The organism is Pseudoalteromonas ulvae UL12 (genome assembly GCF_014925405.1).
Classification (GTDB): domain Bacteria; phylum Pseudomonadota; class Gammaproteobacteria; order Enterobacterales; family Alteromonadaceae; genus Pseudoalteromonas; species Pseudoalteromonas ulvae.
Window position 1 is genome coordinate 483,961 of sequence record NZ_AQHJ01000023.1, and the last position, 14,245, is coordinate 498,205.

Annotated in this window: 11 protein-coding genes; 4 read left to right on the plus strand and 7 right to left on the minus strand. The window is 42.5% G+C overall.

Annotated features, from left to right (window positions below; all coding sequences use genetic code 11):
• Positions 1-128 precede the first annotated feature (128 nt).
• Positions 129-1,706, minus strand: coding sequence for a glutamine-hydrolyzing GMP synthase (gene guaA / locus PULV_RS05740; protein WP_086742496.1), 1,578 nt, complete (start codon positions 1,704-1,706; stop codon positions 129-131).
• A gap of 85 nt (positions 1,707-1,791) precedes the next feature.
• Entirely contained in the window at positions 1,792-3,261 is a 1,470-nt protein-coding gene (guaB, locus tag PULV_RS05745; RefSeq protein ID WP_086742495.1) for an IMP dehydrogenase, read from the minus strand.
• A gap of 151 nt (positions 3,262-3,412) precedes the next feature.
• Here guaB and xseA point away from each other — a divergent pair, with 151 nt between their 5' ends.
• Positions 3,413-4,762: an exodeoxyribonuclease VII large subunit gene (xseA, locus tag PULV_RS05750; RefSeq protein ID WP_193331129.1), complete on the plus strand. Its 1,350-nt coding sequence runs from the start codon at positions 3,413-3,415 to the stop codon at positions 4,760-4,762.
• A gap of 1 nt (position 4,763) precedes the next feature.
• Here xseA and PULV_RS05755 read toward each other — a convergent pair whose 3' ends face one another.
• Both PULV_RS05755 and PULV_RS05760 read right to left on the minus strand, forming a co-directional pair.
• Positions 4,764-5,099 (minus strand): hypothetical protein, encoded by a 336-nt coding sequence (locus PULV_RS05755; protein ID WP_193331130.1) that lies wholly within the window; start codon positions 5,097-5,099, stop codon positions 4,764-4,766.
• 90 nt (positions 5,100-5,189) lie between these two features.
• Positions 5,190-5,780, minus strand: a complete 591-nt coding sequence (locus tag PULV_RS05760) for a carboxymuconolactone decarboxylase family protein (protein ID WP_193331131.1) — start codon at positions 5,778-5,780, stop codon at positions 5,190-5,192.
• A 177-nt stretch (positions 5,781-5,957) separates the two neighbouring features.
• Here PULV_RS05760 and PULV_RS05765 point away from each other — a divergent pair, with 177 nt between their 5' ends.
• Both PULV_RS05765 and gbpA read left to right on the plus strand, forming a co-directional pair.
• Complete coding sequence (locus PULV_RS05765; RefSeq protein ID WP_193331132.1) at positions 5,958-7,382, plus strand: aminotransferase-like domain-containing protein; 1,425 nt, start codon at positions 5,958-5,960, stop codon at positions 7,380-7,382.
• Between the two features lie 187 nt (positions 7,383-7,569).
• A complete protein-coding gene (gene gbpA, locus PULV_RS05770; RefSeq protein ID WP_193331133.1) occupies positions 7,570-9,036 on the plus strand; it encodes an N-acetylglucosamine-binding protein GbpA in 1,467 nt (488 codons plus the stop codon).
• Between the two features lie 104 nt (positions 9,037-9,140).
• Here the strand turns inward: gbpA and PULV_RS05775 are convergent, their stop codons facing one another.
• From PULV_RS05775 to cysE, 3 genes are all read right to left on the minus strand, one after another.
• Positions 9,141-10,946, minus strand: a complete 1,806-nt coding sequence (locus tag PULV_RS05775) for a pre-peptidase C-terminal domain-containing protein (RefSeq protein WP_193331134.1) — start codon at positions 10,944-10,946, stop codon at positions 9,141-9,143.
• A 141-nt stretch (positions 10,947-11,087) separates the two neighbouring features.
• A complete protein-coding gene (locus PULV_RS05780) occupies positions 11,088-12,008 on the minus strand; it encodes a hypothetical protein (RefSeq protein WP_193331135.1) in 921 nt (306 codons plus the stop codon).
• A gap of 79 nt (positions 12,009-12,087) precedes the next feature.
• Positions 12,088-12,894, minus strand: coding sequence for a serine O-acetyltransferase (gene cysE, locus PULV_RS05785; protein ID WP_086742488.1), 807 nt, complete (start codon positions 12,892-12,894; stop codon positions 12,088-12,090).
• 137 nt (positions 12,895-13,031) lie between these two features.
• Here cysE and PULV_RS05790 point away from each other — a divergent pair, with 137 nt between their 5' ends.
• Positions 13,032-14,210 (plus strand): MFS transporter, encoded by a 1,179-nt coding sequence (locus tag PULV_RS05790; RefSeq protein WP_193331136.1) that lies wholly within the window; start codon positions 13,032-13,034, stop codon positions 14,208-14,210.
• Positions 14,211-14,245: the final 35 nt, after the last annotated feature.

The following is a 14,245-nucleotide window of genomic DNA, read 5'->3' on the forward strand; positions in this document are numbered from 1 at the left end:
GATACCCACACCATCACGTACTTATTGAACTTATTGCGCTGCAAGCACTCTCAGCAATTATTTATCACCTTGAAAAATAGACATAAAAAAACAGCAAGCCAAAGCTTGCTGTTTTTTATCGAGTCAGATTATTCCCACTCAATCGTCGCTGGCGGCTTACCTGAAATATCGTAAACCACGCGAGAAATACCATCGATTTCGTTAATAATACGATTAGAAACTAACCCTAAGAAGTCATAAGGTAAATGTGACCAGCGTGCCGTCATAAAATCAATCGTTTCAACACAACGTAATGACACAACCCAATCATATTTTCGCGCATCACCCATTACACCCACCGATTTTACCGGTAAGAATACAGTAAATGCTTGGCTGACCTTGTGGTAAAGATCTGCTTTATGAAGTTCTTCAATAAAGATTGCATCTGCACGGCGTAATAAGTCACAGTACTCTTTTTTGATCTCGCCCAGTACGCGCACACCTAAACCTGGCCCTGGAAATGGGTGACGGTATAACATGTCGTAAGGTAAACCAAGCTCTAAACCTATCTTACGTACTTCATCTTTAAATAACTCACGTAATGGCTCAACTAAGCCCATCTTCATGTCTTCAGGTAATCCACCCACATTGTGGTGTGATTTAATCACATGGGCTTTACCTGTTGCTGAAGCTGCTGACTCAATAACATCAGGATAAATTGTCCCTTGACCTAACCATTTGGCATTTTTTAGCTTTTTAGATTCAGCATCGAAAATATCAATAAACGTATGGCCAATTGCCTTACGCTTTGCTTCAGGATCTGATAATCCCGCTAAGTCATTTAAGAATTGCTCTTCAGCATCGACTTTGATGATGTTTAATCCAAAGTGATTACCAAACATATCCATTACTTGCTGACCTTCGTTAAGACGAAGTAAACCATTATCAACAAAAACACATGTCAGGTTTTTACCGATAGCACGGTGCAATAACATCGCCACAACAGAAGAATCAACGCCACCAGATAGGCCTAAAATCACTTCATCATCACCGACTTTTTCTTTGATACGCTCAATTGCATCATCAATGATTTTGGCTGGAGTCCATAATTTTTCACATCCACAGATATCAACGACAAAACGCTCTAAAATACGTAAGCCTTGTTTTGTATGTGTTACTTCAGGGTGGAATTGAATACCAAAGAAACGTTTCTCATCATTGGCCATAATGGCGTGAGGGCATGTCTCAGTACGTGAAACAGTGGTAAATCCAGCAGGGATTTCAACCACTTTATCACCATGGCTCATCCATACATCAAGTAAACCATTACCCGACTCTGAAATATGGTCTTCAATGTTGGCCATTAATACTGAGTTTGCGACATTTTCAACTTGGGCATAGCCAAATTCTTTTTTGTCTGAGCTTTCAACTTTACCGCCCAACTGCATGGCCATTGTTTGCATGCCGTAGCACACACCTAACACTGGAATACCTGCGTTAAATACATACTCAGGTGCACGAGGGCTCCCCTCTAACGTCGTCGACTCAGGACCACCTGATAAAATAATCCCTTGAGGATTAAACTCTTTGATTTGCTCTTCAGTTACGTCCCAAGCCCACAGCTCACAATAAACACCAATTTCACGTACTTTACGTGCAATTAATTGGGTGTATTGAGAACCAAAATCTAAAATTAGGATGCGTGAATCGTGAATATTTTTGCTCATGATGTCTCTCGATTGAAAGAAAACTAAAATAAAGATGGGCTAACCTGAGTTAGCCCAAAAGCGTGACCGGTATTAAGCGCAGCGATTAACCTTGACGGTAGTTCGGCGCTTCTTTAGTGATTTGCACATCATGAACATGTGACTCACCCATACCTGCAGATGTAACACGAACAAACATAGGTTTGGTGTTCATTTCTGCGATGGTTGCACAACCCGTTAAGCCCATAGAGCTGCGGATCCCGCCTACTTGCTGATGAATAATATTAGCAATCGGTCCTTTATATGCAACTCGACCTTCAATCCCTTCTGGAACCAATTTTTCAACTTGCTTAGAATCTTGGAAGTAGCGATCTGATGAACCTTCTTTTTGATTCATTGCGCCAAGGCTACCCATACCACGGTATGATTTATAATAACGGCCTTGATACAACTCTACTTCACCTGGTGATTCTTCAGTACCAGCAAGCATTGATCCCACCATGACCGAAGAGGCGCCAGCTACAAGCGCTTTTGCGATATCGCCAGAAAAACGAATACCACCATCGGCAATCACTGGAATATCACGACCTTTAAGACCTTCAACAGCATCTGAAATAGCCGTTAACTGAGGCACACCACAACCCGTTACAATACGAGTTGTACAAATAGAACCTGGGCCAATCCCGACTTTAACAGCATCAACACCTGCGTCAGCTAGTGCGATTGCACCTTCTGCAGTGGCAACATTACCTGCAACAATTTGTAAATCAGGGAAAGCTTGACGAGTTTCGGCAACGCGATCGAGTACACCTTGTGAGTGACCATGTGACGTATCAATTAATAACACATCCACACCTGCTGCAACTAACGCAGTAATACGCTCATCAGTGCCAGGACCGACGCCTACAGCGGCACCTACACGTAAACGACCACGTTCGTCTTTACATGCATTTGGTTTTTCTTGTGCTTTTTGGAAATCTTTAACAGTGATCATGCCTTTTAACTTAAACGCATCATCAACAACTAGAATTTTTTCGATACGGTGTTCGTGCATCAATCCTAAGATTTGCTCACGTTGTGCACCTTCTTTAACTGTGACTAATTTGTCCTGCTGCGTCATAACTGTTGAAACAGGTTGCTCTAACTTTGTTTCAAAACGCATATCACGGCTAGTTACAATACCAATTAAGGTATTGGTTTCATCTGTCACAGGGAAACCAGAGAAGCCTTTATCTTCAGATAAAGCCAGAGCTTCTTGAATGGTTAAGTCGGCTGTCACAGTAACAGGATCAGAAACAATCCCCGCTTCGTATGTTTTCACTTTACGAACGTTTCTTGCCTGTTCTTCTATGGTCATGTTTTTGTGAATGAAACCTAAACCGCCCTCTTGTGCCATCGCAATCGCTAGGCGTGCTTCTGTCACTGTGTCCATTGACGCTGACACTAAAGGTAAATTAAGTTCGATACCACGCGTTAAGCGTGTTTTCAGGTTTGCAGTATGAGGTAATACGGTAGAATGACCAGGTACTAAAAGTACGTCATCAAAGGTTAAAGCTTCTTTAGCTATTCTTAGCATTTGGCAACTTCTCACAATTGAAGGTTAATATATAAATATATATAGAGGGAGTTGCGGTAAAATTTTATCAGCAGTTCTAAGTTGAGTAAACAAAATTCCAGAATATTTATGTTAAAGTACCCGCTGTTGTTTAAAAACAGATACCTGGCTTATGTACCATTCACAAAATTCATCAACCGTTTACACTGTGACGCGTTTAAACAAAGAAATCCGTCAGATTTTAGAGCGTAACTTTGCCTCTATTACGATTAATGGTGAGATTTCAAACTTTGTTAGCCCAAGTTCTGGTCATTGGTACTTTACCGTGAAGGACGACCTCGCCCAAATTCGCGCAGCCATGTGGCGAGGCAACAATCAAAAAATGCAGTTTAAACCCAAAAATGGCGACCAAGTACATATGCGGGCCCGCATTTCGCTTTACGAGCCTCGAGGGGACTATCAACTGATTGTTGAACATATGGAACCTGCTGGCGAAGGACAACTGAAACAACAATTTGAAGCATTAAAAATGCAACTCGCTGCCGAAGGACTCTTTAGCAGCGCGCTTAAAAAACCGTTACCAAGTACAATCAACAAAGTGGGGATTATAACCTCAGCCACAGGTGCAGCGATTAAAGACATTCTCACCGTATTACATCGCAGAGCACCGCAACTTGAAGTGGTAATTTACCCTGCTCAAGTGCAAGGGGCAAATGCGCACCAGCAACTCATAGAACAACTCGCCCTAGCCAATGCCCGCAATGAAGTCGATGTCCTCATTTTAGGACGAGGTGGTGGCTCTCTTGAAGATTTGTGGTGTTTTAATCACGAACTGCTTGCTCGAGCTATTTATGCCAGCCAACTCCCTGTAGTCAGTGCTGTCGGTCACGAAATAGATACCACTATTAGTGATTTTGTCGCGGATATTCGCGCCGCAACCCCTTCTGCGGCTGCTGAACTGGTAAGTCCCGATCAACAGCAATTGTTCGCCTTTATTGAACAACAGAAGCAGCGCCTGCATCATGCATTTAAACATGCCTATGCCCGCCTTAACCAGCAAGCACTTGAATTACATCATCGATTATCGTTATGTCATCCGCAAAACCAATTACAGCAAAAAGCGCAAAAGCTCGATGAATTGCAATTAGCCTTGCAGCAAGCCATGGCGCAACGAATCAATACAGCGCGCACTCAGCATTCGCAAATCGAAAACCGACTCATGCTGCGCTCACCTCAAACACACATCCAGAATGCACAACATAGGCTTCAACAACTCGAAAATCGTTTGAATCAAGTAATGACACAAACATTAAAAGACGGCCATAACCAACTTGCTTTATATGCCGCACAACTCGAAGCGGTCAGTCCATTAGCTGTCTTATCTCGGGGGTATAGCATTACCAAAGATGATAAAGGTCACGTCATCAAATCAGCAGAGGCACTGCATGTTGGTACAACTGTAACAACAAAACTGGCCAACGGAATGTTCGAATCTACCGTTTTGTCTGTTAGCCCCAAATAAGTTAATCGGCGACCTCCGATTGTAAAATCATGATGATTTTACCCACAGAATCCTGAGTTAAGCCCCCCATTAACTCAGGATTAGCAAGCGCATACAGATAATCATCAATACTGCGCCCCTCTATTTCATCACTGTGACTGATAAGATCGGCCCAATCAGTCAGCGCGTCTTCATCGATTAGATTGCGATAAAACAATTCCAAAACATGTAACAACATTGATTTCTCAACCAGTATTGCTGGTGCATCTTCAAGACGGGGGAAGTCAGCTAAATGACGCCAAGCAGTATCAGGTTGATCAAATAAAATTATTTGGCGTAATAAAGAGTCGCGAGTCATACGTAAACCCAATTGATAATGTCAGCTTACTGTACAGAGGTGGCTGATAACTTGTAAAGAAACACCTCTTGTTATTGCCTAAGTTGACTATTATTGGTGTTTTTCTATCGCCCAACCTTGTTGGCTTAATAAGGCTTCGCCAGAGGCGATTGCGCCCTCTTCGAGGGTTGTTGCCATTGAATCATTCCAACGATTGAGGTAGCCAAATAATGCGATGACGCCGAGTATTTCAACAATCTCATCTTCACTCCAATATTCATGCAAACGCGCTTGAATATCTGCATCCACGCCATTGGGTACTTGTGACGCCGCTAACGAAAAATCTAACGCAGCTCGCTCAGCTTCATTGAATGCTTGATGGGTGCGATACTGCCAAATGTTATCAAGTTGAGCTTGCTCTGCACCGTAACGCTCTGCCGCACGAATAGTATGTGCTTGGCAATAACGACAACCTGTTGCATTACTCGACACATACGCAATCAATCGCTTTAATGCACTGGTTACTCGGCCTTGATTATCCATCACTGCCATATTCAATGCGATAAATGCTTTGGCTATTTTTGGGCGACGCATCATGGTTAAAACACTGTTAGGGCAAAAGCCTAATGTTTCATTAAAAAACTCAGCTAATTGTGCGACTTCTGGATTGCTGTCGGCTGCAAGAGGGCTTACTAATGGCATGGCTTTATTCCTATTTGGTTAATTGATAAACACTATAAATCAATCAAAATGCTCGAAATAGAGACACATACAGCGTAAATTAGCAGTACAAAATAAAGTAAAAAACAATGTACCGTTCTATTTTTATAAAATTGTACCGTTCTTAATGCTCGTTGACGTTACACAGCAAGGAAGAGTATGCATCGATTAAAATATCGTGTTATTGCAGAGCGCATTGCACACCAAATTAACGATGGCACTTTAGCGCCCAAAGATCAGTTACCGACCATCAGAATGGCATGCCAACAATTTAATGTCAGTGTGACAACGATTCAAAGCGCCTATCAATATTTAGAGCAACAAAATTTAATCGTTGCCAAAGCCAACTCTGGTTTTTATGTACTCGAGCAAGCCAGCCCTCATCCGATTGCATTGGAAGCACCGAGTCACTTGCAGCTCAATAACAGCATGTTTGATATTTTGACTCTATGTCAGCACCCCCAGACCTATAACTTTGGCACCGCGGAGTTGCCCCCACAATTACTCCCTTTAACGCACATGCAAAAAACACTTCATCAGTTAACGCGTTATCATATCCATGAGCTTGTACAAACTCACTATACTAGCGGCGATTTAACTCTTAGAAAGCAGATTGCCAAACATGTAGCCAATGTCGGAGTGCACTTGCATCCCGATGAACTGATCATAACCAGTGGCTGCCAAGATGCAATCGCCCTCGCCTTATCGACGTTGTGCCAAACTGGCGATGTGGTTGCTGTCGAGAGCCCTTGTTTTCCAGGATTTTTACAAGTCTGTAGTGCACTAAAGTTAAAAGTCATTGAAATACCTTGCCACTTAGAGCGCGGAATGAGCATTGAGGCACTTGAAATGGCGCTGGCGAGTTGGCCAATTAAAGCACTGTTAATCGCCCCCTCATTCAGCAATCCAACAGGCAGCTTAATGCCCGAAGACGAACGCCACAGGCTTTGCCAACTAGCCGAACAATTTGATTTCACCATTATTGAAGATGATCTGTATTCTGAGCTGAATTTTTCTGGCGCAACAACGTTAGCCATTAAACATTTTGATCACACCAATAAAGTGATTTATTGCTCCTCCGTGTCAAAAATTGTCGGCTCGGGTTTTCGTTTAGGCTGGATAGCACCAGGAAAACACTACGCAGCGATCATGCAAGCCAAAGCATTTAGAAATATATCAGAGCCACTGATCAGCCAAAAACTGATTGCCGAATTGATGCAATCAGGGCGCTATCAAAAACATGTTAAGCAACTGCGAAAAACCCTACAGCAAAATTTCGAAAAAATGCACGTTATTATTAAGACTCATTTCCCTGCTCAAACTCGTATCTCTCAACCCAAAGGAGGGCTAGTCGTTTGGGTTGCCTTACCAACAGGTTGCGACAGCTCTACTTTGCTAGATGAAGCCAGAAAAGAACACATCTCATTCTTTCCGGGTGAGGTTTTTTGTGAGCGAGCGTTGTATCAACACTGCTTTCGTCTCTCATTCGCGCTCAACTGGGCCGAACAAACGGAGCGAAAGCTCAGGAGATTGGGGGCACTTGTACATAAACAAATACAAAAAAGTAAAATGATGCTCACTTGATTTTGCCTTTCATTCACAGCGTGAATTGTTTCTAACTTAATAACTAGTTACCATTCCGGGTGCAACAAACCTTTTGTATTAAGTGAATAACAAAAACCAATTATAAAGAACCAACTTTATGGCTAGTTGTTAATAAATGTGCCTCTAGACACACTTAATACAGCCTTTTATGTCTTTTAGGAGCAAAATGAAACACATCAATAAAACGCTACTGGCGATGACCCCCATTGCTGCAGCCCTGTTAATGCCACTGTCACAGACCGTATCGGCTCATGGCTATATTTCCAAACCAGAGTCTCGTGGTTATTTATGTCGCCTTGGCGAAAACACCAGTTGTGGCAATGTTGTCTATGAACCGCAAAGCCTTGAAGGGCCAGACCGCTTTCCTGAAACGGGGCCTGCCGATGGTCATATTGCCAGTGCTGGTCACCGTGCATTTAGTCAATTAAACGCACAAACAATCAGTCGTTGGACAAAACGGCCAATCAAAGCCGGTCCGAATGAATTCACTTGGACGTTTACCGCCAACCACTCTACACGCGATTGGCGTTATTTCATTACCAAAACCACCTGGGATCCAAATAGCCCATTAACACGTGACCAATTTGAAGCCGTGCCGTTTTGTGAATACTCAGGTCATTACAAACAACCGCCTCGTAACGTCACTCATTTGTGTAATGTGCCGGCTGACCGCAATGGCTATCACATTGTACTGGGAGTCTGGGATGTAGGTGATACTGGCATGAGTTTCTACAATACGGTTGATTTAATGATCGACAACGGTGATACCAACCAAGTTTATTGGCAAGATGTTGGCGACATTCTAGCTGGTCGTGATTTAAGAGCCGGTTCAAGCATCAAAACACGAGTATTCGGCCATGATTCAAAAGAGTTAGCGTCATTGCAAACCGTGTTAACAATTGACACCGACGAAGCGGGTCTTGGTACCAATTGGCCACTCGCACTGGCGAATAAAATCAATGCAACACAATCTTGGCTACAAGCCGGTCAACTGGACGATAACAACACTATTCAACCAATGGCTGGACGCAATGAAATTTTTGCACAAAGTAACTCAGGTATAAGCTCCGTCGAGCTTGAGTTTGTCGCAGCTCCTTTGCCTAAACCTGACTTTGACGTGTCAGGAATTAGCCATCGTTATGAAATTAATGACAGCGATGTCAAATTCACATTCACCACCGACATTAGTGAAAAGGCGAGCATTACAGCAACGCTCAATAAAAACTATCGTAGCGTGGTCACACACACCTTCCAAGTAGAAGCGGGCCAAACTGAATTAACGATGTCATACCCAGAAGCAGAAGCTGGCCACTACAATTTAGTGATCAGCTACCTCACTGAAAATGGCACCACAGATCAAGCAACATTCCACCTTAATCTTGTAACCCCTACAGACGGAGGTGATCCGGTTGATCCTGTAGAACCTCCAACAACAGATGCTGATTACACTTTCCCTGAAGGCCTAAGCAGCTACAAAGCAGGAACAACGGTCTTTCAACCTAAAAATGGTAAAGTGTATCAGTGTAAACCTTGGCCATATAATGGTTACTGCGTACAGTGGTCAGAAGGCTCAAATCAATATGAACCGGGCGTGGGCTTATATTGGAATATGGCCTGGATTGAACTGAACTAAAACTCGTCTCAGTTCTTTATAGCTCATTTAGAGTCAAGAAAATAAAAAGCCACCCTATTTTCATAAGGTGGCTTTTTTAATGTCGCTAGATTACTGAATGTTAATTACTGAACATTGATTTCTAGGTTTAAACCAGTCACTGCAGCGTAGCCGTAAACACCGACATGCCAAGTTGTTGCGACTGTATTATTTTCTGAGCACGACTCTGAATTACCCTCACGCCAAGGGCGACAGGTGTAATTCTGTAAAGTGGGCTGCGAGCCTTTACGAACATATAAATCTGCATCCCCTGTCCCACCTGAAATGGTCACACTCACATTAGTCGCATTTGCCGGTGCATCCACCGAAAAATATTGCCATGCTCCCTTTGCTAGGCTGATATTTGACTCGTTAACGACGATGGGTAACGTCACCCCACCCAATTGATAACTGCCAATTAAGCGCACATTATTGTACGTGCTATAGGCAGATAGCATCACAGAGTACTCACCACTTTGCGTTAAAGAGCAGCTTTCTGTATTACCTGATTTAAATGGGCGACAATCCCAATTATTAGTGCCAGCTTTACTGCCTAACTTAACATAAAGATCGGCATCGCCCGTGCCACCCGAAGTGGCAATACTGATATTGCTCGCACCGCTTGGCACGCTGAAGCTATAAAAAGTCTGACTGTCTTTTGCCCCAGAAACTGTTTGTGCTTGATCATTGTCCATAACAATGACTTCAGGCGGTAAAATAACACCCGTTCTGAAATTAGCCATAGCAGGTGAAGTTAAGTTTAATACCCGAGCATTATCGTTTCGTGCTGTGGTTCCCATTACATCTCCGTTATAGGTTTTGTTTGGGTTTGACCAATAATTGATTCGTGTACAGCCTGAGGTACAGTTATATGCCATCACTGAGCGCCAACGCGATTGCGGATCTTGATAGCCATGCCCGTACGCGTAAGGTGTGGTAGTGGGATCATTTTCTGGATTATGACGTGCCCCTTGAAGGTGGCCAATTTCATGCCCAAACGAGTAATAACCTGTTGCACAATCATAATCGACAATCACAAACGCAGAATCCGCATTGGCGCCAATCGCATCAGCTTCACCACAATAGCCATTTGTATCGTGGACAAGTACCACAACATCAGCAGCGTATTGGTCACGTAGGCTGTGCACTTCGTCCATATAACCATCGTTTTTGGCTGCTAAACGGGCTAAATCCGTACTTGAATTAGGCGCTTCGGTATAATTGACTTTCGCTTTATGCGCCAATGTTACTTTTGCATTAATCCCTGAGTTACCATAACCTGCATTGGTTTCTGTAATCGCTAAATCAATTAAGCTATTGATATCTGCAACTTTAGATTGAGCGGTGGCCGTGTACACAACCAAAAGTTTAATATCAGCAACAGCTGCTGCCGCAGCTAGTTCGCTGTTGTTTAAGATTTGATTAAAATTTAAATCTTCAAGATGGCTAGGTGCATTTTCATTAAATCCCTGTGGATGCTCTTGTGGGGTGTTGGATTGATCAATCTCAGTGATTAAATGGCTATTATTATCAGTCGGTTGAATTTTAAACAGGCGATTTCCAAATTGAACTGTGCCAGTCACTCCTGCATTGCTTTGTACTAAAGTTGCATGTTCGCCTTGTTCATTCACCCCTTGCCAAATCAAGTTACCGCTGGCACTTTGCTGCGCCTGCTGCTTAGTAAACTCAATCTCCATCCCATCAAGAGGAATGGTTAAACTTGCTGTTTCAGCACTGAGGTTAAACTGCGCGCTGCTCAGTATTGATTGGCTTTTCGCAAATTCATTGATAGTCAAAGGGGCATGACTAGCTGTCACATTAAACAGTGCTTGCTCAGCATATACATTAAGCGAAGCTAATATAGCTAAGCTCATCATCGTTTTTTTCATCATAATAGTTCCCGTATTATTTTAAGTTGTTAATAAACTGGGAACACAATAACAGTTAATTTTTTGTTATCAATACACTGAATAATTCCGAAAAACGAAAAAGTTACATTTTGTAAACATAGTTTTACTTTAAGGTACAACTTTTTACTGAGCTGATTTAAATCGTTTTTTTATTGGAACCTCATCTAGATTTATTTTATACGCATTTCCTCCCATGCCCTTAAAGTTTTCATCTGTAAAGATCAGGGTCTGATTATCATAAAAGGTCACAGATTCTTTTTGCGTCACGATCCCTAAATCAATCTGCGACACGTCTCCACTAAAAAAATCATCTTCTGACCAATTTTCGAATAACCATAAGCGCTCTGAATCGAGCAAAACAAGCTTACTACGGTCAGGACTAAGAGCAGCCGATGTGACCCAACATAATACCTTTACATCTGTGCAAGTGGTAAAAGAGCTAATATATTCGGCGGCAAAATTACTGGCGTGATCGCCAATTTTAAAGATATGAGTTTGGCCATCAAAAGGGGATGTCCGATTTTTTGTAAACAGGTAAAGCGAACGATTAAACGATACAAACGCTTCTAAATCATGAATACCTTGTGCACTTTTTTCACTCGTATCACTAAACGTGGGATAGTTAAATTTAATGATCTCAGCTTCTGTTGTCTCACCTTTAATATCAATTGGGTTTTCAATTTTATAAATGGTTAACCATTCGCGTTTTTGATCATTGTTGCCAAAATCACCAATAAAGAAATGACCAAAATCGTTTTGTGTCATATCTTCCCAATCAAGGTTTTTGGCGTTGGTTATTTTGACTGAGCGTGTGACTTGCCCACTGACATCCACCTGATGTAAAAATGGCCCACCACCGCCATCGTTAATGGCCCATAAACGCTGTTGTTTATCAAACTCGATCCCCGATATTTCACGTACTTTATCGTCCATATCTGCGATTTTAAACTGATACAAATAATGGATCTGGTACACAACAAACACAGTTAGCAAGATTACAAATAACAAGGCTAGCTGAGCGATTTTTTTGGCGGCTAAACGCATCGTGTTCACTTTTAAAAACTAACAATAAAAAAGGCCAGACAATTCTGACCTCTCAAAAAATACGATTATATAAAAAACATCACAACCATGCACTGGTCAACGAATCATCCGCCAAGGCTAATACATTTTGATCCATGGTTTCAGCTGGACGATTACAAGGCTTACCCACGACTTTTGCAGGCACTCCCACTACAGTGGTGTGCGCTTTTACAGGGCTTAAAACCACTGAGCCCGCTCCAATTCGCGCGCCTTCTGCCACTTCAATGTTACCAAGCACTTTCGCCCCAGCACCTATCATCACACCTTCACGGATTTTAGGATGACGGTCTCCTTGCTCGTTACCCGTACCGCCTAAGGTCACCCCTTGCAAAATAGACACGTTATCTTCAATCACGGCGGTTTCACCAATGACGATACCTGTGGCATGGTCAAACATAATGCCATGACCAATTTTACAAGCTGGATGAATATCGACCCCAAACACTTCAGAATTACGGCTTTGAATAAATCGAGCTAACTCTTTACGATCTTGTCGCCATAAACAATGCGCTAAACGATGCACTTGAATCGACTGAAACCCTTTTAGATTCAATAACACTGTTAAATAACTATCCGCAGCAGGATCGCGATCTTTTACCGCTTTAATATCGTGAGACACATGCGTCAGCATTCGGTCACAATCAACAAACGCTTGATCAAATAATTCTCGAAAGGTAAATGCAGACACAACCGCATCAGACAATTTGTTTGCAACAATAAAGCTCAGTGCAGAGCCTAAACACTCATGATTTAAAATACACGAATAGACGTGACTGGCTAACAGCGGCTCTTTTTTTACCAGCTCTGTTGCTTCTACTTTTAATTGCTGCCAAATTTGGTGTCTCATTCAACCATTTACCTGTAAATAAAATGGGCTTTAGTTTAGCCCAAATATTGATTAAAGTGTCTAGCTTCATTACGCCCTGTCGTTATGCCTTATAACCAACAGTTTTAAGCCTGCAAAACAACTTTTTAAGGAACACTGTGAACCGCCACGTTATTATTTTAGCTTTATGCCAAGGCCTAATTGTTACCGGTAACATTATGTTAGTGGCCATTACGGCATTAATAGGTCAAAAAATTAGCCCCAGCGTGACTTGGATTACACTACCAGTTGCCACACAATGCTTAGGCCTATTACTCGCCACCATTCCTGCGTCATTATTAATGGCTAAAACAGGGCGAAAACTTGGTTTTACGACCGGCAACTGTATCGGGATCAGCGGAGCACTCCTTGGCTGGTACGCCCTTGAGCAACAGTCATTTTTGTTATTTTGTATTGCAACAGGGTTCATTGGCATCGGCATTGGTTTTGCCACTCTCTATCGTTTTGCTGCTATCGAGGCCTGCCCCGACAAACCCAGTCAAGCCATTTCGCTGATTATGGCCAGTGGCGTGGTTGCTGCTGTTATAGGCCCTAATTTAGCGATTTGGGTTGACCACCATGTTGATTCTATCAACTACAGTGCAACATTTTTGGCCTTAGCGGCGCTGTATTCTCTGGCCATTGTGCTGCTACAGTTTATCCGTTTTCACTCGCCACATAACACACAAGACTCAGGACCCGCTCGCCCACTCAAACAAATAATGGCTCAAGAATCGTTTATTATCGCCGCGTTTGTGGCCATGGTGTCATACACCTTAATGAACTTGCTGATGACGGCCACGCCACTTGCGATGCATCGCCATGGCTTTGATTTAGCCCAATCAGCCTTAGTCATTGAATGGCATGTCTTAGGCATGTTTTTACCCTCTTTTTTCACCGGTAAACTGATTGAAAAAATAGGGCAAATACACACTATGCTTTTGGGCTCTGCATTGATGTTACTGTGTATCGGCATCAATTTACTGGGTGTCACACATCATCATTTTTTACTGGCTTTATTTGCGCTCGGTGTCGGTTGGAATTTTATGTTTATTGCAGCCACTCAAATGGTGTCACAAACCTACCAAGCAAGCGAAAAAGCCAAAAGCCAAGCTGCCAATGAATTTTTAGTATTTAGCATGGTCACGGTGTCTGCATTAGGTGCGGGCTGGCTTGAAAGTACCGTTGGTTTTCAAACATTGAATAGTGTGTCGATTGTGCCACTGTGTTTGGTGATTGGGTTATTGTTTAAATTCAAATTTAACAATAAAAACCAGCTACATCAAATAGCTAATTAAGAGTCAATACTGGCTAATTACTCCCATACCAACAG